Source organism: Nonomuraea sp. NPDC004186 (genome assembly GCF_053603495.1).
The window spans coordinates 15,618-36,389 of the sequence record NZ_JBSGFQ010000103.1 but is presented as its reverse complement, the minus strand read 5'-3'; the positions used below and the strand labels follow the sequence as shown (position 1 = coordinate 36,389).

The 20,772-nt window shown below is 72.3% G+C and carries 20 protein-coding genes; 9 read left to right on the top strand and 11 right to left on the bottom strand.

Annotated elements, in window-relative coordinates:
- The first annotated feature begins 116 nt into the window (after positions 1-116).
- Complete coding sequence (locus ACWEPL_RS50585) at positions 117-1,205, top strand: FCD domain-containing protein (RefSeq protein ID WP_363966685.1); 1,089 nt, start codon at positions 117-119, stop codon at positions 1,203-1,205.
- Between the two features lie 83 nt (positions 1,206-1,288).
- Here the strand turns inward: ACWEPL_RS50585 and ACWEPL_RS50580 are convergent, their stop codons facing one another.
- Complete coding sequence (locus ACWEPL_RS50580) at positions 1,289-3,691, bottom strand: glycoside hydrolase family 95 protein (protein ID WP_452440575.1); 2,403 nt, start codon at positions 3,689-3,691, stop codon at positions 1,289-1,291.
- Between the two features lie 193 nt (positions 3,692-3,884).
- On the opposite strand from ACWEPL_RS50580, the gene ACWEPL_RS50575 reads away from it, so the two are divergent.
- Both ACWEPL_RS50575 and ACWEPL_RS50570 read left to right on the top strand, forming a co-directional pair.
- Positions 3,885-4,763 (top strand): aldo/keto reductase, encoded by an 879-nt coding sequence (locus tag ACWEPL_RS50575; RefSeq protein ID WP_350733790.1) that lies wholly within the window; start codon positions 3,885-3,887, stop codon positions 4,761-4,763.
- A 3-nt stretch (positions 4,764-4,766) separates the two neighbouring features.
- Complete coding sequence (locus ACWEPL_RS50570) at positions 4,767-5,597, top strand: amidohydrolase family protein (protein ID WP_363966682.1); 831 nt, start codon at positions 4,767-4,769, stop codon at positions 5,595-5,597.
- Here ACWEPL_RS50570 and ACWEPL_RS50565 read toward each other — a convergent pair.
- The 6 genes from ACWEPL_RS50565 to ACWEPL_RS50540 are packed head-to-tail and all read right to left on the bottom strand — an operon-like array spanning position 5,594 to position 11,021.
- Entirely contained in the window at positions 5,594-6,634 is a 1,041-nt protein-coding gene (locus tag ACWEPL_RS50565; RefSeq protein WP_452440573.1) for an aldose 1-epimerase family protein, read from the bottom strand. The genes ACWEPL_RS50570 and ACWEPL_RS50565 overlap by 4 nt on opposite strands.
- Complete coding sequence (locus ACWEPL_RS50560; protein WP_452440572.1) at positions 6,631-7,329, bottom strand: SDR family NAD(P)-dependent oxidoreductase; 699 nt, start codon at positions 7,327-7,329, stop codon at positions 6,631-6,633. Before ACWEPL_RS50560 ends, ACWEPL_RS50565 begins: the two co-directional genes overlap by 4 nt.
- On the bottom strand, positions 7,326-8,342 hold the full coding sequence (locus ACWEPL_RS50555) for a hypothetical protein (RefSeq protein ID WP_452440570.1): 1,017 nt from the start codon (positions 8,340-8,342) through the stop codon (positions 7,326-7,328). Before ACWEPL_RS50555 ends, ACWEPL_RS50560 begins: the two co-directional genes overlap by 4 nt.
- Complete coding sequence (locus ACWEPL_RS50550; protein ID WP_363966675.1) at positions 8,330-9,520, bottom strand: CaiB/BaiF CoA transferase family protein; 1,191 nt, start codon at positions 9,518-9,520, stop codon at positions 8,330-8,332. Before ACWEPL_RS50550 ends, ACWEPL_RS50555 begins: the two co-directional genes overlap by 13 nt.
- Positions 9,520-10,284, bottom strand: coding sequence for an enoyl-CoA hydratase/isomerase family protein (locus ACWEPL_RS50545; RefSeq protein ID WP_363966674.1), 765 nt, complete (start codon positions 10,282-10,284; stop codon positions 9,520-9,522). Before ACWEPL_RS50545 ends, ACWEPL_RS50550 begins: the two co-directional genes overlap by 1 nt.
- A 26-nt stretch (positions 10,285-10,310) precedes the next feature.
- Positions 10,311-11,021: a FadR/GntR family transcriptional regulator gene (locus tag ACWEPL_RS50540; RefSeq protein ID WP_350733778.1), complete on the bottom strand. Its 711-nt coding sequence runs from the start codon at positions 11,019-11,021 to the stop codon at positions 10,311-10,313.
- An 83-nt stretch (positions 11,022-11,104) separates the two neighbouring features.
- Here ACWEPL_RS50540 and ACWEPL_RS50535 point away from each other — a divergent pair, with 83 nt between their 5' ends.
- From ACWEPL_RS50535 to ACWEPL_RS50510, 6 genes are all read left to right on the top strand, one after another.
- On the top strand, positions 11,105-11,752 hold the full coding sequence (locus ACWEPL_RS50535) for an aspartate/glutamate racemase family protein (RefSeq protein ID WP_452440568.1): 648 nt from the start codon (positions 11,105-11,107) through the stop codon (positions 11,750-11,752).
- Positions 11,749-12,996 (top strand): RuBisCO large subunit C-terminal-like domain-containing protein, encoded by a 1,248-nt coding sequence (locus ACWEPL_RS50530; RefSeq protein WP_452440567.1) that lies wholly within the window; start codon positions 11,749-11,751, stop codon positions 12,994-12,996. The genes ACWEPL_RS50535 and ACWEPL_RS50530 overlap by 4 nt, the downstream gene beginning before the upstream one ends.
- A 22-nt stretch (positions 12,997-13,018) precedes the next feature.
- Positions 13,019-14,281 (top strand): four-carbon acid sugar kinase family protein, encoded by a 1,263-nt coding sequence (locus ACWEPL_RS50525; RefSeq protein WP_452440566.1) that lies wholly within the window; start codon positions 13,019-13,021, stop codon positions 14,279-14,281.
- A 33-nt stretch (positions 14,282-14,314) separates the two neighbouring features.
- Positions 14,315-14,575, top strand: a complete 261-nt coding sequence (locus ACWEPL_RS50520) for a type II toxin-antitoxin system VapB family antitoxin (protein ID WP_350733771.1) — start codon at positions 14,315-14,317, stop codon at positions 14,573-14,575.
- A complete protein-coding gene (locus tag ACWEPL_RS50515) occupies positions 14,572-14,964 on the top strand; it encodes a type II toxin-antitoxin system VapC family toxin (RefSeq protein WP_355201028.1) in 393 nt (130 codons plus the stop codon). Before ACWEPL_RS50520 ends, ACWEPL_RS50515 begins: the two co-directional genes overlap by 4 nt.
- 187 nt (positions 14,965-15,151) lie before the next feature.
- Entirely contained in the window at positions 15,152-15,904 is a 753-nt protein-coding gene (locus ACWEPL_RS50510; protein WP_355201026.1) for an SDR family NAD(P)-dependent oxidoreductase, read from the top strand.
- Between the two features lie 6 nt (positions 15,905-15,910).
- Here ACWEPL_RS50510 and ACWEPL_RS50505 read toward each other — a convergent pair whose 3' ends face one another.
- The 4 genes from ACWEPL_RS50505 to ACWEPL_RS50490 all read right to left on the bottom strand — a co-directional run bounded on the left by ACWEPL_RS50505 (position 15,911) and on the right by ACWEPL_RS50490 (position 20,130).
- The gene (locus ACWEPL_RS50505) at positions 15,911-17,500 is read right to left on the bottom strand and encodes an FAD-dependent oxidoreductase (RefSeq protein WP_452440564.1); all 1,590 of its coding nucleotides are present in this window, start codon (positions 17,498-17,500) and stop codon (positions 15,911-15,913) included.
- A gap of 214 nt (positions 17,501-17,714) precedes the next feature.
- Positions 17,715-18,470, bottom strand: a complete 756-nt coding sequence (locus ACWEPL_RS50500) for a class I SAM-dependent methyltransferase (RefSeq protein WP_452440562.1) — start codon at positions 18,468-18,470, stop codon at positions 17,715-17,717.
- A gap of 14 nt (positions 18,471-18,484) precedes the next feature.
- Complete coding sequence (locus ACWEPL_RS50495; RefSeq protein WP_452440561.1) at positions 18,485-19,111, bottom strand: sulfotransferase family protein; 627 nt, start codon at positions 19,109-19,111, stop codon at positions 18,485-18,487.
- 11 nt (positions 19,112-19,122) lie between these two features.
- The gene (locus ACWEPL_RS50490; RefSeq protein ID WP_452440560.1) at positions 19,123-20,130 is read right to left on the bottom strand and encodes a cytochrome P450; all 1,008 of its coding nucleotides are present in this window, start codon (positions 20,128-20,130) and stop codon (positions 19,123-19,125) included.
- Positions 20,131-20,772: the final 642 nt, after the last annotated feature.

The window sequence follows — 20,772 nt, the reverse complement described above, 5'->3', positions numbered from 1 at the left end:
ATACTCGATTAGCGATTATTTAATACGTTGGTCACATGGCCTCGTCAAGGGGCTATGTGGTGCTACAAATAAGTTTCCAGCGGATGACTGAGTCATAAATACGTTAAGGTGGGGCCGTGGCTGGACGCGATGACGACAAGCGGCTGATGCTGGGCGAGGAGGAGCGCACCGCGCTGCGCGAGTGGGCCGAAGGGTCCTCCGGGGGTCTGGGACTGCGCAGCCGGATCGTGCTCGCCTGCGCGGACGGGCTGCCGCGCAAGGAGATCGCCGACCGGCTCGACGTGAGCCCGGCGACGGTGGCCAAATGGCGGGCCCGCTTCGTGGAGCGCGGGCTCGACGGGCTGGCGGACGCGCCCCGGCCCGGCCGCCCGCGCACCGCGGAGCGGCAGGAGGCCGAGCGCGTGATCGCCGCCGCGGCGGTCGGCACGGCCGTGCCCTCGACCCGTACGATGGCGCGCCAGCTCGGGCTGTCGCAGTCGACGGTGGCCCGGATCTGGCAGGAGCAGCAGATCGCGCCGCCCGCGGCCCGGCTGCTGCCCAGGGAGCTCCTGTCCGACCGCGTCTACGCGCTGCTCCGCGGGTGGATCGTCTCGGGGGAGCTGGTGGCTGGGCAGCGGCTGGTGGAAGCGGAGATCGCCCGCCGGGTCGGCACCAGCCAGGCCCCGGCGCGTGAGGCGATCAAGCGGTTGGCGCACGAGGGGCTGGTCATCTCCTATCCCAACCGGGGGAGCTACGTCGCGGAGATCTCGGACGAGCAGGCCCGGGAGGTCCGTGACATCAGGGTGCTGCTGGAGGAGTATGCCGCACGGGGCGCCGCCGCCCGCATCCAGGCCGACACCCTGCGGGAGCTCTCGGCCGACGTGCTGGCCATGCGGCAGGCCGCCCAGGACGGGGACATCGGCGCCTTCCGCGACGCCGACCTGGCCTTCCACCGGCGGGTCTGCGCGGCGTGCGGCAACTCGTTCCTGCTGCGGCTGTGGCGGACCATCGAGTCGAACCTGTGGAGCCTGCACGTGGTGGGCAACCCGCTGTACGACGGTGACTGGACGGCCATGGCGGGCCACCACGACGACCTGGTGGCGGCCCTGGCGTCGGGCGACCCGGACGAGGCGGCCCGCCTCTTCGCCGCCCACGCCCGGGGCGAAGCCTCCCGCACCCGCCCCCGCACCCGCACCTCCCCACCCCCGCCCACCGCCACCGTCTGAGCGGCGCCGCGTCCGGACGGGGTGCGGTGGAGCCCGGCGCCCAGGCAGGGCGCTTGCCCGGGCGGGGCGGGGGCGGGCGGGGGTCAGGGGGACGGGGTGAGGTCGTAGGTGGTGCCTCGGCGGGTGTCGAGGACGACGACGTTAGGCTCCGGGCGGGAGACCGTGACCGGGCGCCCGCCCGACGTCACCGTCACCGGCGCGGCGGTCCGGAGGGTGAGTTCGCGGCCCAGGTCCGAGCGGATCCGCCCCCCGGTCAGCGCGCCCGCGCTCCACGACAGGTCCACCTCGAAGCCGCCCCGCGCCCGGAAGCCCCGGATCGACCCGGCCGGCCAGGCGGCGGGCAGGGCGGGCAGCAGGTGCACCTGGTCCCCGTGGCTCTGCAGCAGCATCTCCGTGATCCCCGACGTCCCGCCGAAGTTGCCGTCGATCTGGAACGGCGGATGCAGGTCGAACATGTTCGGCGCCGTACGGGCGGGCAGCAGCAGGTTCGACAGCCGCTTGTACGCCTCGGCAGCGTCCAGCAGCCGCGCCCAGAAGTTGATCTTCCAGGCGAGCGACCACCCGGCCCCCGCCTCGCCGCGCAGCTCCAGGGTGCGCCGGGCGGCGGCGGCCAGGTCGGGCGACAGGCGCGGGTCGATCTGGTGGCCGGGGAAGAGGCCCCACAGGTGCGAGATGTGGCGGCTGCGCGAGAGCGCCGCGTCCCCCCGGTAGTCCTCCTGCCACTCCTGGATCTGCCCCAGGTGGCCGATCTGGTTGGGGACGAGCTTCGACCGGGCGTCGGCGGCCTTGGCGCGCATGTCCGCCTCGACCCCCAGGATCTCCGACGCCTCCGAGAAGGCCCCGAACAGGTCCCGCAGGATCTGCATGTCCATGGTGGGCCCCGCGCAGATGCTGACGTTCTCGCCGCCGTCCTCGTGGTGCCCGACCTCCGGGGAGTGCGACGGGTTCGTCACCAGGTAGCCGCTCCGGGGATCGGTCTGCAGCGTGTCCAGGAAGAACTCCACCGACCCCTTGATCAGCGGGAAGTGCTCGCGCAGGCGCCGCTCGTCCCCCGTGTAGAGGTAGTGCTCCCAGAGCATCAGGCACAGCCACGCCCCGCCGCTGGGCCACACGCCGTAGAAGGCGAAGTCCACGGGCGCCGTCCCGCGCCAGCCGTCGGTGTTGTGGTGCGCCACCCAGCCCTTCGCGCCGTACTGCGCCGCGGCGGTCCTCGCCCCCGTCTCCGCCAGGTCCTTGATCAGGTCGAACAGCGGGTCCATGCACTCGACCAGGTTCGCGGGCGCGGCGGGCCAGTAGTTCATCTCGCAGTTGATGTTGATCGTGTACTTCGACTCCCACGCGGGCGTGAGCGAGTCGTTCCAGATGCCCTGCAGGTTGGCGGCGTGGCCGGGCGAGCGGGAGGAGGAGATCAGCAGGTAGCGCCCGAACTGGTAGTACAGGGCGGCCAGCCCGGGGTCGGTGTCGAGCTGCTTGCGCGCGATCCGCTGGTCGGTGGGGAGCGCGGCGGCCTCCGAGGTGCCCAGGTCGATCTCGAGCCGCCCGAAGAGCCGCTGGTAGTCCCGTACGTGCTTGCGCTTCAGCACCTCGTACGGCTGCCCGCACGCACGCGTGAGATGCCGGCCCGCCACCTCGGCCGGGTCGCCGCCGACGTCCTTGTAGCTGCGGTAGCTGGAGCCCATGGAGATCAGCAGCGTGACCTCGTCCGCCCCCTCGACGATCAGCGTGCCGCCGTCGGTGCGAACCGCGCCGCCGCGGGCCTCCGCCCTGGCCAGGGCCCGGAAGCGGACCTCGCCCTTCAGGCCCTGCGTGTCGGTGCTGACCCCGTCAAGGGCGATGGAGTCGCGGCCGGCGGAGGAGGTGGAGGACGCCTGCGGGCTGGTGAAGGCCGCCTGGAACGTCACCGAGCCGGGCTTGTCGGCCGTGTGGCGGACGACGACGACCTGGTCCGGGTTGCTGGCGAAGACCTCGCGCGTGTGGCGCGCGCCGTCCCGCACGTACGTGACCGTCGTGACGGCCCGGGACAGGTCCAGCTCGCGGCGGTACTCCGTGAACTCCGCCGCGCCCGGGAAGGTCAGCGTGAGGTCGCCCAGCACCTGGTACGGCGCCTGCTCGCTGGGCTTGCCGAGGAACTTCTTGTCCGCCAGGTTCTGGGCGGCCTGCCACTTGTCCTCCCAGACCAGCCGCCTGATCTCGGGGAGCGCGGCCAGCGCCTCGGGATTGTCGTAGTCGTGCGGCCCGCCGGCCCAGATGCTGTCCTCGTTGAGCTGCAGCCGCTCGGTGGCCACGCCGCCGAAGACCATGGCCCCGAGCCTCCCGCACCCGACCGGCAGCGCCTCCAGCCAGGCCGCCGCCGGGCGGTCGTACCAGAGCTTGAGCGGGCCGGCGGCCGTGGAGGCGTGCGCGGGGGTGGTCACGAGCAGGGACCCGGCCGCGGCGCCTAAGCCGGTCTTGAGTACGCCTCGTCGTGTGTAGCCGTCGTTGGACACCGTCACTCCTGTTCCAGAACACGGTGGAGGGGGGAGCGCATGGATGCGTACGACCTGTCCGGCTCAGCAGCCGCTCACAGGGACGCCACAAGCGCGGTGAACGTAGGATGTATCTTTACGCGAAGAAGTCATCTGATGTCCATACCTCCCGTAGATCTAGCCGAAAGATGGGAGCTCTGCTAGGTTGCCGATCATGGAGAAACTCGGACGCAGCGGCGTTGGCGTTTCCCGGATCGGCCTCGGCACCGCGCCCCTGGCAGGGCTCTACACCGCGGTCGGCGACGAGCAGGCCGCCGCCACGCTCGACGCCGCCTGGTCCGCGGGCGTCCGCTACTTCGACACCGCCCCCCGCTACGGCTCCGGCCTGGCCGAGAGGAGGCTGGGAAGCTTCCTCGCGGGTGTCGACCGGTCCGAGGCGACGGTGTCCAGCAAGGTCGGCGCGCTGCTCGGCCCCGCCAGGCGCGACTACACCGTGGAGGGCGTCTACGCCTCGCTCGCCGCCAGCCTCGAACGCTCCGGGCTCGACGCGTTCGACATCCTGCTCATCCACGACCCCGACGACCACTGGGAGGAGGCCGTGCGGCACGCCTACCCGGCGCTCGCGCGGCTGCGCGAGCAGGGCGGGGTGCGGGCGATCGGCGTCGGCATGACGCAGGCCGAGATGCTGGTCAAGTTCGTGCGGGAGACCGACGTCGACTGCGTGATGGTGGCCGGCCGCTACAGCCTGCTCGACCGCACGGCGGCCGACGAGTTGCTCCCGCTGTGCGCCGAGCGCGGCACCGGCGTGCTGGTCGCGGGGGTGTTCAACGGCGGCATCCTGGCCGACCCGGGGCCCGGCGCGTACTACGACTACGCCCCTGCGCCCGAGCCCGTGCTGAAGCGGGCGCGCCGCCTGGCCGAGCGCTGCGCCGCGTACGACGTGCCGCTCGCGGCGGCCGCGCTCCAGTTCCCGTTGCGCCACCCGGCCGTGACCGGCATCGTGGTCGGCGCCCGCAGCCCCGAGGAGGTGGCCGAGGACCTCGCCCTGGCCGCCACCCCGATTCCCGAAGCCCTCTGGACCGAGTTGGACTGAAGCATGACCCGTATCGACGCCCACCACCACATCTGGGACCTCGCCGCCCGCCCGCACGGCTGGCTCGACCCCGAGCCGATGGCGCCCGTCCGGCGCACGTTCACCCTCGACGACCTCGCCGGGCCCGCGGCCGCGGCCGGAGTGACCGCGACCGTGCTGGTGCAGGTGCTGCCCGATCTGGCCGAGACGCGCGAGTTCCTGGCGCTGGCCGCGAAGTCCGACCTGGTCGCGGGCGTCGTCGGCTGGATCGACCTGACCGCGCCCGACGCCGCCGACACCCTGGCGGGCCTGCCGGCCGGGCTGGTGGGCGTCCGCCACGGCGTCCAGTCCGAGCCGGACCCCGACTGGCTCACCCGGCCCGACGTGCGCCGCGGGCTCGCCGCGGTGGCCGCCGCCGGGCTGGCGTACGACCTGCTCACGCTGCCGCACCAGCTCCCCGCCGCCGTCGACACCGTGACGGCCATGCCCGAGCTCACGTTCGTGCTCGACCACCTGTCCAAGCCGCCGATCGCCACCGGCGAGCTGGAGCCGTGGCGCAGCCGGATCCTGGAGCTGGCCGCCCGCCCGAACGTCTACTGCAAGCTGTCCGGCATGGTCACCGAGGCCGACTGGGCGTCCTGGCAGGTGGCCGACCTGCGGCCGTACGCCGAGACCGTCCTGGAGGCATTCGGGCCCGAGCGGGTGATGTTCGGCTCCGACTGGCCGGTCTGCCTGCTCGCGGCCGGGTACGACCAGGTCGCACAGGCCGCGGACGACCTGTGCGCCGGGTTGTCGGAAGGCGAGCGGGCCGAGGTCTTCGCCGGTACGGCCCGCCGCGCGTACCGGCTCCACTAGGAGACGCGGAAGGTCGTGCGGTAGGTCCGCGACTCCTGCGGGCCCAGCCAGATCATGCTGCCGTCCTCCCGCGCCGCCGCGTCGCCCGACACGTGGTGGGTGGACGGCTCCAGGCCGACCGCGTAGTTGCCCGAGCGCAGGTTCAGCCACTCGAAGAAGTACGGGAACTCCTCCGCCCGCCACTCCACGGTGACCTTCATCCCGAGCCGGTCGTTGGCCACCGCCACCCGGTGCAGCCCGTCCGTGCCCAGGTTGAGCGCGTGCTCGTACACCTGCTCCACGAACCCCGGCACCGGCCCCGGGAAGGTCACGTGGTCGGCCTTCTGCTCGGCCACGCTGTCGCTCTGCCAGAGCGTCTCGCGGATGTCGGCCTCCAGCCGGGCACCCTCGTCGAGCAGCGGCCAGCCCAGGTTGATGTGGTACAGGAACATGTGCGGCGCCGGCTCGAACCCGGCGTTGGTGACGGTGTCGACGAGCCTGATCTCGTCGCCGCCCAGGTCGGCCTCGATGCGGCGGACCAGGCGCAGGTTCTCGGCGAACACCGCGGCCTGGCGCACCTCGCCCTCGGCCCACAGCACGCAGCGGTCGCCGTCCCAGCGCTCGCCGTATCCGGTGAGCCGAGCCGGGAGGTTGCCCGCGCGGCCGTGCAGCCCGTGCCGCACCGACTGCCGGGGCGGGTAGCGGTAGGTGCCGGCGGGCACCTCGCCCCCGAACAGCGTGTGGTCGAGCCCGGCCGTGACGATGAGCCCGGAGAACGAGCGCAGCCAGGACAGCCCGTCCTCGTCGGCGTTCTCGTGCAGCCCGGGGTGGCGGAAGCCGGTGGGGGAGCGCCAGCCGAACGAGCGCCCGGCGTGCTCGGCGTGCCCGATGTCCATGCACCTGTCCACCAGCACGTCGAACGCCAGCCCCGAGCCGGTACGGAACTCCAGCGTCCTGATGCCCCGCTCGACCCCGTCCCCGAGCGTCACCAGCCGGACCCCGCCGGCCGCGCTCAGGTCCCCGGTCAGCTCGGCCAGCCGCCTGCGGTCCGGCGTCATGCCATCACCCACCCTCCGTTGACTTCGATGGTCTGGCCCGTGACGAACGACGCGTCCGGGCCCGCGAGGAACGACACCACGGCCGCCAGCTCGTCGGGCGTCCCGCGCCGCTGGAGCGACTGCCGCTCCAGGACGAACCGGTTGTACGCCTCGGGGTCCTCGTGGATCTTCTCGGCCGCCGTCGGGAACGCGCCCGGCGAGACGCAGTTGACCCGGATCTCCCGCGGTCCCAGCTCGCGGGCCAGCGCCCTGGTCAGCGCCGCCGCCGCGCCCTTGGTGGCCACGTACGCGGCCAGGTCGGACCAGCCGCCGTGCATGGTGATCGAGGCGATGTTGACGATCGCGCCGCCCGAGGTCATCTGCCCGGCCGCGTGCTGGGCGGCCAGCCAGTAGGCCCGCTGGTTGACCGCGTGCACGTCCTCGTACTCGGCCAGCGGCACCTCCAGGAACGGCCTGGCGGGGTAGATCGCCGCGTTGTTGACGAGGATGCCGACCGGGCCGAGCCGCGCGGCCGTCTCGGCGAACGCGGACTCGATCGCGGCCGGGTCGCGCAGGTCCACCTTCAGGTTGAGCGCGCCTTCGAGGGAGCCGGCGTCGAGGTCGAGCGCCGCCACCTGGTGGCCGTCGGCGGCCAGCCGGCGGACGATCGCCCTGCCGAGCGCTCCGGCGGCGCCTGTCACGAGCGCCGTGGTCATGTCTGCCTCCATTCCTTGTGCAGGTCCCTGAGCAGGTCGCGGGGCCGGACGCGGGCGAGCAGCCCGTCGCGGACCAGCGCGGACGACCGCTCCTGCAAAGCGATGTAGCCGGGGAAGCGCGGCCTGATCCAGGCGGCCTCCAGGGTGGCGAGCGTGGGGTCGCCCTGCCAGGCGGAACGGGCCGCGGGCTGCCCGCCGGTGGCCGGGAACAGCTTCGTCTGCACGGGCTCCGACACCAGGCGGCGCAGGTGGGCGCGGACGGCTTCGCGGATCGAGCCGACGCGCCGCCTGGAGACCACGAGCCCGGTGCCGCCGAGCACGCTCCCGGGCGGCTCGCCCGGCCAGGCGGGGGCGTCCGAGAAGGTCAGAGGGTAGGTCACGTAGCCGTACAGAAGGGGGCAGAAGTCCACCCCGCCGGCCGTCATGGTGTCGAGCACGCCGATCGGGTTGAGCAGCGACACGTCGCGGTCGGCCCGCGCGAGCAGCTCCGACATGAGCTCCAGCGCCCGCTCCCCGGCCGCCTCGTCGAGGAAGTCACCCGAGCACAGCGCGCAGAACATGAGGAACGCGTGCGGCCCGCCCAGGCACAGCGCCATCCGCGCGTCCCGCGCGAACTCCGCCATCTCCGGCCACGTCCTCGGCACCTCGACGCCGGGCCCGGCCGCGCTCACCTGGGTGGCCGCGTCGAGCGGCAGCGCCCACTGGCGGCCCTCCAGGTGGTAGCTCTCGTAGCTCCTGCCGACGAACCGCGTCTCCACCGGCTCGTCGAACAGTTCGTCCATCGGCACCAGCGCGTCCATGGCCGCGCCCAGCCCGGGATGGTCGATCACGAGCACGTCGTACGTCTCGCACAACTTCGCGATCGGCTCCGACTCGAACCCCTCCAGGGGCTGCCGGTCCCACTCGATCGGCTCCGGCACGTCCCCGTAGGGGTTGTCCCCTGCCAGGTCGAGCCGGGTCAGCTCGTCCAGCGGCGCGTACCCCCGGGGATGGTCCCAGGTCAGTCCTCGCATGCCAGCACGCCCTCCGCCACCAGCTCGGCCGTGCGCTCCGGCGGGTAGCCGAGCTCCTCCAGCAGCTCCCTCGTGTGCTCGCCGACCAGCGGCGCGCCCCGGCGCACCCGCGGCGGGGTGGCGCTGAAGCCGTAGGGGAAGCCGGGCGTGGTGACCGTGCCCTCGGTGCGGTGCTCGTACGTGACGAACGAGCCGTTGTGCTTGACCTGCGGGTCCGCCACCAGCTCCGCGTACCCGTACACCGGGCCCGCCCACAGGTCGTGGCGGGCGCAGATCTCCAGCCACTCGGCCGTCGTCCGCTCCGGCAGCCGCCCGGCGACCATCGCGGTGATCTCGTCGCGCCTGGTGTGGCCGTCGGCGTCGCCGTCCATGGCGGCCAGCTCCGGCAGGTCGAGCGCGACCGCGAGCGCGTCCAGCCTGGGCATCCCGAGCGCGAGGTAGCCGTCCTTGGTGGCGAACACCCCGTACGGCGCGCGGATGTAGGTGTGGCCGTGCGGCTCGTGCCCGCGCCGCTGCGGCACGCCGCCGACCGTGAAGATCGACAGCTCCTGCATCTGCACGGCGACGGCCGCGTCCAGCATGTTGACGCTCACCCGCTGGCCCTCGCCGGTCCGCTCGCGGTGCAGCAGCGCGGCCAGCGCGCCCTCGAAGGCGCTGTAGGCGGTGATGGCGTCGATGGCGTACGTGCCGGCGGGCGCGGGCGGGTCGCCGTCGCGGCCGGTGCTCAGCATGGCGCCGCTCATGGCCTGCAGGAGCAGGTCCTGGCCGGGTCTCGACACGTACGGGCCCGTCTCGCCGTACCCGGACATGGAGACGTACACGATGCCCGGGTTGATGGCGCGGATCGTGTCGTAGTCCATGCCGAGCCGCTCGGCCACGCCGGCGCGGTAGTTCTGCAGGAACACGTCCGCCGTCGCGGCGAGCTTGTGCACGATGGCGCGGCCCTCGTCGGACTTGAGATTGACGGCGAGGCTGCGCTTGTTGCGGTTGAGGGACAGGAACGAGGCGTTCACCTGGTTCCCCGTCGCCCCGCCCGCCGGGGCGTGCCGCTGCCACTCGCCGGTCACCGGCTCCACCTTGACCACGTCCGCGCCCAGGTCGCCCAGCCGCATGGCGGCCAGCGGGCCCGCCATGGCGATGGACAGATCGACCACGCGGTAGCCGTCCAGGACGCCCATCAGCGCCCCTCGAAGACGGGCTCGCGGCGCCCGGCGAAGGCGGCCCGGCCCTCGGCCGCGTCCTCCGTGGCGAAGCAGACGGTCTGCAGGTCGCGCTCGTACTGGATGGCCTGGTCGAGCGGCATCGAATAGGCCGCCTTGAGGTTGGCCTTGGCGGTCTGCGCGGCGATCGGCGGCCGCTTGGCGATCGTCGCGGCCAGTTCGAGAGCCGCCGGCACCAGCTTCTCCTGCGGGAACACGTCGGTGACCAGCCCCCAGCTCTGAGCGCGGGCGGCGTCTATGGGGTCGCCGGTGAGCAGCATCGTGGCGGCGTTGCCGGGCCCGACGGAGTGGGCCAGCAGCGCCGACTGGCCGCTGCCGCCGATCCAGCCGAGCTTGATCTCCGGCGCGGCGAACGTCGCCGTCTCGGCCGCCAGGCGGATGTCGCAGGCCATGGCCAGCTCCAGGCCGCCGCCGTAGGCGTAGCCGTTGACGGCCGCGATGATCGGCTTGCGCAGGGCGCGGACCGCGTCGCCGTAGTCGCCGCGGTTGCGGAACTCCCACGGCGTGGCGTACTCGTCCAGCTCGCGGATGTCGCTGCCGACGCAGAACGAGCGCTCGCCCGCGCCCGTGAGCACCGCGACCCGGATGGCGGGGTCGGCGTCCACCCGGCCCAGGCAGGCACGCAGCGCGGCGGCCATGTCAGGGGTGATCGCGTTGAGCTTGGCGGGTCTGTTGAGGGTGACGACGGCCACGGGGCCGTCCACGTCGATGAGGACGTCCAAAGTCAGCTCTTTCTTGCTGGAGATAGCTAGCAGCAGAGGCGTACGTGCTGCTCGGCGTCGGCGCGGGCGACCTCGACCACCTCGCGCATGGCCTCCTCGGCCTTGCGGTGGTGCCGTCGCCTGATCGCCAGCGCCACGCGCTCGTGGCCGGGCAGCGTTTCCTTGTTGTGCGCGACCGAACGGGTGTGCACCTGCCGGACGGAGCGCAGGGCGATGCTGATCATGTCGTAGATGTAGAGCAGCAGGTCGTTGTCCGCCGCGGCGAACACCGCCTTGTGGAAGGCCAGGTCGGCCTCGATGAAGGGTTCGGGGTCGTCGGCTGTGGCGTACAGCGCGGCCAGGGCCTCGTCGATGCGCCGCACCGCGACCGCGTCCGCCCGCTCGGCCGCCACCCTGGCGGCGCCAGGCTCCAGCGCGACCCGCAGGTCGGCCAGCATCTGGATGTCCCGGGGGCGCGGCTCGGGCTCGAACCGCCAGCTCAGGACATCGGGGTCGAGCAGGTTCCAGGACTCGCGCGGGCGCACCCTGGTGCCCGCGCTCCGCCTGGTCTCCAGCAGGCCCTTGCCGGCCAGGACCTTCACGCCCTCCCGGACCGCGGAGCGGCCGATGCCCAGCTCGCCCACCAGGTCCTCCTCGATCGGGATGGACGTGCCGGGAGCGAGCTCGCCCGTGACGATGCGGGGGCCGAGGGCCTGGACCACCTGGGCGTGCCTGTCCCGCTTGGGATCGATTGCCACGCTCCGGACGCTACCGCTCCCGCCTGATTTTTCATAGCATTTCATCCGATGAAGATGACATTTCATCTGATGAAGTGAGGCTCATGACGAAGAGGCTGGGACTGATCCACACCTCCGCGACCCTGGTCGACGTGTTCGCCAAGCTGTGCGCCGAGCACCTGCCGGGAGTCGAGACCTTCAACATCGTCGACGACAGCCTGATCAAGAACACCATCGCCGCCGGCCGGCTCACCCCGCGGACCGCCCGCCGCGTGGCCGGCCACATCGGCTCCGCGGAGGCGGCCGGGGCCGACCACATCCTGGTGACGTGCTCGTCGATCGGCGCCGCCGTGGAGGCCGCCGAGCCGCTGACGGGCGTGCCGGTGACCCGGGTGGACCGGCCGATGGCCGACCGTGCCGTCGCCCTCGGCCGCCGGATCGGCGTGCTCGCCACCCTGTCCACCACCCTCGAACCCACCGCCGACCTGGTACGCCGTCGCGCGGCCGCCTCGGACAAGGAGGTCTCGCTGACGGCCAGGGTGTGCGAGGGGGCGTTCGAGGCCCTGATGGGCGGGGACGCCGCCACGCACGACGCGCGGGTGGCCGATGCGCTGGCCGCGCTGGCCGCGGAGGTGGACGTGATCGTGCTGGCCCAGGCGTCGATGGCCCGCGTGGCCGGTACGGTCGAGGCCCCGGTCCCGATCCTCGCCAGCCCGCCGCTCGCCATGGAGCACCTGGCGGCCGTGCTGTGAGCGGCGAGCTCACGGTCGCGACGTACCGGGTGCTCACCCGCCTCCCGCTGGAGCAGGCCGTGAGCGCGATCGCGGGGGAGCAGAGCACCGGCACCTTCGTCAGCGTGCGCGGCGAGACCGACGAGTTACGCGCCCGCCACAGCGCCGTGGTGCTGTCCATCACGGAGACCCCGCCCGGCTCCGAGCCCCTGCCGGGCGCGATCGGGGACGGGCCCCTGACGGCGGCCCTGGTCAGGATCGGCTTCCCGCTGGCGAACACCGGTCCCTCGCTCACGAACCTGCTCCCGGTGGTCGCGGGCAACCTCTACGAGCTGCGCGAGCTGGCCGGGCTCAAGCTGGTGGACCTGGAGCTGCCCGACGCCTTCGGGGCGGCGTACCTGCCGGCGGGGTTCGCCGTCGAGGGCACCCGGCGGCTGGTCGCCCGTCCCGAAGGCGTGCTGATCGGCACCATCGTCAAGCCGAACGTCGGGCTGCGCCCCGCCGACTACGTGGACCTGGTGCGCGAGCTCGGCCTGGCCGGAGCCGACTTCATCAAGGACGACGAGGTGAACGCCGACTGCCCGCCGGCCCCGCTCCCCGAGCGGATCCGCGCGGTGACGGCCGCACTCGACGAGGTGGAGCGGCGGACCGGGCGGCGGCCGATGTACGCGTTCAACATCAGCGACGAGCCCGACCGGATGCTGCGCAACCACGACCTGGTGGTGGCCGCCGGCGGCACGTGCGTGATGGTCAACCTCAACGTCGTCGGCTTCCCGGCCGTCGCCATGCTGCGCCGGCACGCCAGGGTGCCGATCCACGGCCACGTCACCGGCATCGGGGCGCTGGCCCGCCACCCGGGGCTCGGGATGGGGCACGTGGCGTACCAGAAGCTGGCCCGGCTGGCCGGGGTCGACCAGCTGCACTGCGGCGGGTTCCACAGCAAGTTCTACGTCACGGACGACGAGGTCGCCGCCACGGTGGCGGCGGTCCGGGAGCCGCTGCTCGGCGGCTTCCCCTGCCTGCCGGTGCTGTCGTCCGCCCAGTGGGCCGGCACCGCGCCCGTCGCCCTGGCCCGCACGGGGACCACCGACCTGCTGGTGCTGGCCGGGGGCGGCGTGCTCGGCCACCCGGACGGTCCGGCCGCGGGGATCACCAGCATGCGCCAGGCCTGGGCGGCCTCCGTGGCGGGCGTGCCGCTGGACGAGGTGGACGAGCCGGAGCTGCGCGCGGCGCTGACGTACTTCGGCGGGGTGATCCGGAAGTGAGGCTGAAAGGGGTGAGGTGGCCGTGACGTCGTTCGCCTTCGTCGCGGACGACTTTACGGGGGCGACCGACGCGTTGTGGCAGTTCAGGCGGTTGGGGTTGACCGGCTCCCTGGTCACCGACGCCGGCCGTCTGGACGACGCGTACGACGTCATCGGGATCGCCACCACCGCCCGGGCGTCGGCGGACCCGGTGCCGGTGGTGCTGCCCGTGCTCAAGGCCGTGGCGGCGCTGCGGCCGCTGGTGATCCAGTACAAGGTCTGCTCGACGTTCGACTCCTCGCCCGCGCACGGGAGCATCGGGGCGGTCATCGCGGCCCTCCACCGTGAAGGGCTGGCGCGGGGCCCGGTCCCGGTGCTCGCCGCCCAGCCGGAGCTGGGGCGTTACACGTGGTTCGCGAACCATTTCGTACGCTCGGGCGCCGAGGTCCACCGGCTCGACCGCTACCCGCCGATGCGCGACCACCCGGTCACCCCCGCCTCGGAGTCGGACCTCCGGATCCGCCTGGCCGAGCAGGGCGCGGGGCGGGTCGGCTGGCTGCCCGCATCACCCGCGCCGTCGGAGGAGGCGTACCGGGCGCTGGGGGAGGACGCGGCCTTCGTGGCGGACGCCCAGACCGAGGAGCACGTCCGCGCGCTCGGCCGCCTCCTGCTCGCCGACGCGGGAAGCCGGGGCGGGCCGCTGTACTGCGTCGGCTCCGGCGGCCTGAGCCATGCCCTCGCCTCCGCCCACGCGGCGGCGGCCGGTGCGGGGCGGCGGCGGGAGCCCGAGCCGCTCGGCCCCGCCGCCCCCGTGCTGGTCGTGTCGGGCAGCCGCTCTCCGATCACCGTCCGTCAGATCGACGCGGCCGAGCGGGCGGGGTGGCGCGTGCTGGACGCCTTCAGCGGGCTTCGAGGCGCGACAGGCTCCTTCGCGGGGCTCCTCGCCGAGGTGGCGGAGAGCCTGGGGGAGGAGCGCCACACGATCGTCCAGTCGACCCGCGGCCCGGCCCGGGACCCCGCGGCCATCGGGGACCTCCTCGGGCGGATCGCCTCGGTGGCCGTCCGCGCCGGGCTGGTCGGGCGACTGGTGGTGGCGGGCGGCGACACCTCGGGCCAGGTCGTGGCCGCGCTCGGCGCCCGCTCCCTGGACGTGGTCGCCGCGCTGGCCCCTGGCGCGCCGGTATGCGTGCTGACCTCGGACGATCCTGCATACGACGGGCTCGAAGTGGCGCTGAAGGGTGGCCAGGTGGGCGGTGACGACTACTTCCTGGCCGTCGCAGCTGAAGGCCCAGGGGAGAAAGGGTAGAATCTGAGTAAGGACAGGGTAGAAGGAGGCGTCGTGAGCTTGAACATCAAAAATCCCGAGGCCGAACGGCTGGCAGCGGAGATCGGCGCGCTCACGGGAGAGAGCAAGACCGCCGCCGTCATCTCCGCCCTGCGCGAGCGGCGCGAGCGTCTGCTTGCCAAGCGTCTGGAGGAAGAAGACGCCACGATGGCGGAAGAACTGCTCGCGCTCGCCGCGAAGATCCGCTCGAGATTGGGTGATGCGGACCTGTCCACCGACTTCCTGTATGACTCCGAGACGGGGCTCCCCGCGTGATCATTGACACCAGCGCGATCGTCGCGATCCTCAAGGGAGAGCCGGATGCCGCCGCCTTTACTGAAGCAATCCGAGATGCCGTGTTGCGCCGTATGTCGGCCGCGACGTATCTGGAGGTAGCCGCCGTGGTCGAGCGTACGCGCGATCCGGCCGCTTCCCGACTCCTGGACGATTTCCTGAGCAGGATGAAGGTCGAAATCATGCCTGTCACAGTGCAGCAGGCACGCATCGCCCGTCGGGCTTACTGGGACTATGGCAGGGGGAGTGGGCACAAAGCTGGGCTGAATTACGGCGACTGCTTCTCCTACGCGCTGGCAAGAGATTGTCATGAGCCACTGCTCTTCAAGGGCGACGACTTCGTTCACACCGACGTCACACCGGTGCTGTGACGACTGCGTGCTCCACGCCGCCGCCCTGACATACCTCGCGTACGACCTACGGAGTACGGACCGCGCCCTGGCACACGCCCACGGGCGCAGCGGGAAACGCCCCTCGCGCCTGATGTACCGAGCCCTCCGCACAGGGCAACGTTGACTCGCAAGGGAACGGCCGCGAGTTGGCGAGGGAGTGGGAGTCATGATGTATCCGGATCTGCAGGGCAAGGTAGCGCTGGTCACCGGCGGCTCCGGGGGGATCGGGCGGGAGACCGCCCGGGTGCTGGCCGAGCAGGGCATGCGGGTGGTCGTGAACGGGCGCGACCCCGCCGCGATCGAGGCGGCCGTGAAGAGCATCGGCGGCGGGGCGCTCGGCGTCGCCGCCGACACCACCGACTTCGCCGCCGTCGAGGAGATGCGGGTGGAGGTCGAGCGCAGGATCGGACCCGTGGACGTGCTGGCGATCTTCGCGGGTGGCGGGACCGGGATCCCGCGGCCGATCGACCAGACGAGCGAGGAGGACTGGCACGCCACCATGCACGCCAACCTCACCTCGACGTTCCTGGTGATCAAGGGGTTCCTGCCGCGCATGAGAGAGCGGCGCAGCGGGTCCATCATCACGATGTCGTCGCTGGCGGCCCGTACCGCGACCTCCGCCTCCGTGGCCTACACGGTGGCCAAGGCCGGGATCATCGCGCTGACCAGGCAACTGGCGCACGAGCTCGGCCCCACCGGCATCCGGGTAAACTCGATCGCGCCTTCGACGATCATGACGGACCGGCTGGCGGAGCGCATGCCGCAGGAGTATCAGGAGCGCATGCTGGCCGAGCACCCGCTCGGACGGCTCGGCACCCCGCTCGACGTCGCGAACGTGACGGCCTTCCTCGCCTCCGACGCCTCGTCCTGGCTCACCGGGCTCACGATCGACGTCGCGGGCGGCAAGTGGATGCCGTGATCATGCCTATGTCGGGGGCGGCGCGGACAGGATGGCGGTGAGCGCCGCGAGCAGTTGCGCGGCGGGATCCGCGGCCGGTCCCGGGCTGCGCCAGGCCACGAACCCGTCCGGCCGCACCAGCAGCGCCCCTCTCGGCCCGAGGCCGTGCCGAGCCGCCGCCGCGCCGTCGGTCTCCAGCCGCCGGGCGGTCACCGGCATGGGCAGCTTGCCCGCCGCCGTCACCCAGTCCTGGCCGTCGTGGCCGGTCAGCAGGACGAAGCGGTCACCGTACAGGTCGATGGTGGATCGCTCGCCGGAGCCGGCGAGCGGGAGGTGCGGAGCCCTGGTGCCGGGCTCTCCGCACAGGCCGGAGACCTCCACCGGCGCGGTCACCCCGCTCGCGCCGCCGATCACCGCCGTCGACCGGTAGCGGTGCCCCATCATCACGGTCGAGCGGTCCACCGGCACCTCATCGGTCGCGGGTAGCCGTTCCAGGCGGGACCGGTAGCGCGCGAGCGCCTGCCGCAGGGCGAACTCCGCGACCGGGCGGCGCTCGTCCTCGTACGTGTCGAGCAGCCGTTCCCCGGCGTGACCATGGACGACGGCGGCCAGCTTCCAGGCCAGGTTGTGCGCGTCCTCCACGCCCACGACACCGCCGAATCCCCCGGTCGGCGGCATCAGGTGCGCCGCGTCGCCGATCAGGAACACCCGCCCCTTCCGGTAGGCGGCCGCCACGGCCGCGCCGACCTCGAAGCGCAGGACGGTCCTGGCGGTGCCGGGTATCTGCGGCCGGAGCCTCACCCGTGCCTCCGGCAGGCCGGCGGCGGCGCGTACCAGCTCGACGCATTCGTCCTCGTCCGGCTCGGCGCCGTCCGGATCGTCCGTGGTGCCGAAGACCCACCGCTGACCGGTCCGGTCCAGCGCCATCAGGTACGTCCGCGGCCGGGGCCGTTCGAGGAAGGCCATGTGCACGGTACGGCCGGCCAGCGCGGGACGGAGGTCGGCCTCGACCATGAGCGTCAGCAGGCGGAAGAAGTCGACCGGCCCCTCCATCGGGATGCCGAGCCCGTCCCGGACCGAGCTGCGCCCGCCGTCGGCCGCGACGACGTATCGGGCCAGGAGCCGATGCCCGGTGCCGTCGAGATCGCGCAGGTGCGCCTCCACCCCGTCCTCGTGCTGGGTGAGGCCGCGTACCTCGGTGCCGAACCTGATCCGCGCGCCGAACTCGCGCGCCCGGGTCCGCAGCAGATCCTCCACCCGGTTCTGATCGATGGGGGTGCCCGAGCAGGGGCTGAAGGCGGCGGTTCGCGCGGCGTCGTCCTGCTGGTCCACGGGGAGGTGCCGGGCGCCGGCCAGCGTCTCCGCGCGGATGGCCACGTATTCCGCGGAGCTCGCGAAATCCACCCGGTTCTCCCGGATCCGGGACTCCAGACCGACCTGCCGGTAGATCTCCATGAGGCGCGGGACCAGGCTGCGCTGCCTGGGGTGGCTCAGCAGGTCGGGGTGGCGCTCGACGAGCGTGCACCGTACGCCGTGCCGGGCCAGGAACAGCGCGCAGGACAGCCCGGTCAGGCCGCCCCCGACGACCAGCACCTCGGTGTCGTGGGACTGGAGCATCGGATGACCCCCCGTTCGTGTCGTTGCCAGGGCCAGGCCGTGGCCTGATCGCGCAGGATCAGGCCACGGTGTGAGTGATCAGTACCAGTACCGCATGGCGCACCTCCTTGACTCGCCGCTGCCGTCCGCCGAGGTCCGGCGGACGGTTCCGAGGCCCGAACGGCGCCCGGCAACCTGGCAGGTGGCCGCGGGACGTCCACGGTGGGCCTCGAGCTCAGAGCCGGGCGATCAGCGTGCCCTTGTCGTCGAGCGGGGTCACCTCGTCGGCGACGGCCGAGCCGCCCACGGCGGTCAGGCCGGCCGCGCGCAGGTCGGCGAGCACGTCGGCGGGCCGATGGAGGTGGTAGTCGCATTCCACGGTCTCGGTGGCCACCAGGGTGTCGCGGTGGTAGGTGCGGTAGACGCGCCGCACTCCGGCCAGGTCGGGGCCGAGCGGCCGGACGGCCGACGACAGGGTGTAGCGGCACTCTCCCTGGTGCGCGCCGCGCGTCTCACGCTCGGGATGGTCGGGTACGGCCTCGTCCGTCACCATGTCCATGGCCAGCACGCCACCCGGCGCGAGGTGCTCGGCCAAGCCGGCGAAGAGCGGCCGGCGCGCCCGCGGCGGCACGTCCTGCAGCACGGCGGCCAGGTAGACGTAGTCGAAGCGCCGGTCGAGAGGGAAGTCCGGCGCGGCGCCGGCCAGCACGGTCACCCGGTCCCGCAGGTCCGGCCGCGCGGCCAGCTTGGTCATGAGCACCGCCCGCATCCCGGGGGAGGGCTCCAGGCAGTGCACGCTCGCCGCGCGCTCGGCCACCGCCAGGGTCATCCGGCCGGTACCCGGGCCGATCTCCAGCGCGTGCCCGCCGGGCGGGGCCAGGTCGGCGAAGAAGGAGACGAGCGCGGCCGATCGCGGGCCCACGTGCAGGTGGTCCCAGTGCGCTGCCGCCACTCCGTACGGGTCGGCGGTGGATGAAACGGTGAGCGCCACTTACCTGTCCTTTTTCATCGTGGCGGGAGCACCCCGGCCTGCTCGGCGCGGCGCAGATAGTCGCCAGTGGTGTTCGCCACGGGGAAGGGCTGGTCCGGCACGTCGACTCCCAGGGCCGCGCAGAGCGGCTCCCAGCCATGCGACGGCTCGACCTCGACGAGCCGTCCGGACGGCACTGCCGCGCGAACCTCGTCCAGATGGGCCCGGTAGACGCCCATGGCGTGGTCGCGGTCCTCGAACCGCCCGGAGAACGTCCCCTGCCAGACGATCTTCTCGATGACCTGGTCCCGGACGGCCGTCTCCTGGCCGGCGGGCCTGGTGCGGTACAGGGTGCGGCTCATGCTGGCGTACCACGAGGCCGGATCCCGCACGATCAGCAGGACCTTCGCCTCGGGAAAGGCGACGGCCAGCTCCCGCCAGTAGAATGCCGCCGGCCAGGCGATCGTCGAGGTGAAACCATTGAGCAGCCGTTTCCAGTCGGGTTTTCCGCCGTCGGCGACGCGGAGCCATTCCCGGGCATGCGCGGGGGCGGCGAAAAGCTCTTTCATGTAATGGCAGGGGCCGAATCCGAGGGTCTCCAGCGCTAATCGGACCGAAGAGGTCCCGGTCCGCCCGAACGATGCTCCGACGACCTTCAGCACATAAACCTCCTTCACCGAAGGGCAACGTCGAAACGCTCAATGCTGCGGGCGGTCAGGTTCGGGAAATACGTCGGCGCGCCGAGCGCCCGGATGTCCGGATAACGCTCCGCGAGGACGCGGAGCACCACCCGGGTGAAGATGGCTGTAAAGGGGGAGCCGAGGCAGGACTTCGGGCCCCGGCCGAAGCCGAGATGCGGATTGGGATGGCGGTCCAGCCGCACCGTGTCCGGGTCGGGGAACCGCGCGGGATCCCGGTTCGCCGCGCCCAGGAACAGGGTGACAGCCTGTCCCGCGCGCACCGTGGTCCCGCCCACCTCGGTGTCGCGCACGCACGCGCGGGCGACCGCCTGGATCGGGGAGGCGTAGCGGACCAGCTCGTCCACCGCGCGTGCGGTGTCGGCCTCGCCGAACCGCTCCAGCTCGCCGGCCCGCTGGTGCAGCAGGGCGATCGCCACCAGCCCGAGCAGCTTGCTGCCGGAGCTGTAGCCGCTGAACAGCAGCCCCCGCACGGTGTTGGCGACGATGTCCGGGTCCACGCCGCTGCCGGCCGCCCGCCGCGCGATGGCGCCGACGACGCCGGAGGGCGGCGGATCGGCGAGCCAGCCCTCGACCAGCACGGCCAGCTCTTCCTGCGCGGCCATTACGGGCCGCGCCCGCTCGGGCCACAGCCCGGCGTCCATCCCCGCGACGATGTCCCGGGCGGCCCGGCCGGCCCAGGCCGGATCCGGCATCGGCACGCCCAGATACGCGGAGGTCGTCGACAGCGCCAGCGGTTCGGCGAATTCCGTGAGGAACTCGAACGACGGGCGGCGCGCGAGACCGGCCAGCAGCTCGGTCGTGTGCTGCGCGATCATCTGCTCCAGGGCCGGGTGGTCCTGCTCGCGCAGCGCCTCCATGAAGAACCGGCGGACCACGGTGTGCTCCGGCGGGTCCAGGGTCAGCATGTTGATCGCCCGCGGCGGCATCGTCTCACCGACGCGGCGCCAGTCGGCGGCGAAGTTCGCGCTGTCCTTCAGCACGGAGACGCAATCGTCGTACCGGCTGAAAATCCAGGAGTTAAGTCGGTCGTAGAAAAAGGTGGGTCGTTCCCGGCGGAGGATTTCGTACCAGGGATAGGGGTCGGCAAGGAGTTCGGGAGAGGCGAGGGAGATAATGGGGTCGTGGTCAACAATTTCCGACAAGAGGCCCCTCTAACCGGCTGTCCAGCCTAATCAGACTCAAGCTCTCTAGAGAGATGATCCCTCGCGACCGGGGTGCTGTAAAGGGCGTCAACTCGACACAGCACTGCGAATTCTCTCGGTGAGTAAACCGGTGCCCACGGTGACCTTTTCCGGTGCCCCGGGCCGGTTTTTCGCGGGCCGCGGGACGGTGGCGCCCCCTCGCTGACCGGCCTCGTCATGCCTCGTACGGGCCTTCGTCGGTGGGGTGCCGGCGGCGGAGGGCCGGGGGAGCGCCCGAGCGGGGGTGCGGGGGGTGTCGTCAAGATGGTGTCCGAACTCACTTGACGATGAGATCAACGTGAAGTGGATCACTTTGCGTAGTCGCCAATTTATGTCCGGGTTTCGTGACACAACCCCCCGGATGGATCCCGAAAAATCCGTCTAAAATGGGACGTTTCCGCAGGTCAGATGGGGTGTGGTAAGTGACCGTTCCGGTCTTGT

Coding starts and splice junctions, on each gene's coding strand:
- ACWEPL_RS50510 (WP_355201026.1), top strand. CDS start 15,152: ATGATGTATCCGGATCTGCAGGGCAAGGTAGCGCTGGTCACCGGCGGC.
- ACWEPL_RS50575 (WP_350733790.1), top strand. CDS start 3,885: ATGGAGAAACTCGGACGCAGCGGCGTTGGCGTTTCCCGGATCGGCCTC.
- ACWEPL_RS50560 (WP_452440572.1), bottom strand. CDS start 7,329: ATGACCACGGCGCTCGTGACAGGCGCCGCCGGAGCGCTCGGCAGGGCG.
- ACWEPL_RS50550 (WP_363966675.1), bottom strand. CDS start 9,520: ATGGGCGTCCTGGACGGCTACCGCGTGGTCGATCTGTCCATCGCCATG.
- ACWEPL_RS50505 (WP_452440564.1), bottom strand. CDS start 17,500: ATGCTCCAGTCCCACGACACCGAGGTGCTGGTCGTCGGGGGCGGCCTG.
- ACWEPL_RS50570 (WP_363966682.1), top strand. CDS start 4,767: ATGACCCGTATCGACGCCCACCACCACATCTGGGACCTCGCCGCCCGC.
- ACWEPL_RS50535 (WP_452440568.1), top strand. CDS start 11,105: ATGACGAAGAGGCTGGGACTGATCCACACCTCCGCGACCCTGGTCGAC.
- ACWEPL_RS50555 (WP_452440570.1), bottom strand. CDS start 8,342: ATGCGAGGACTGACCTGGGACCATCCCCGGGGGTACGCGCCGCTGGAC.
- ACWEPL_RS50565 (WP_452440573.1), bottom strand. CDS start 6,634: ATGACGCCGGACCGCAGGCGGCTGGCCGAGCTGACCGGGGACCTGAGC.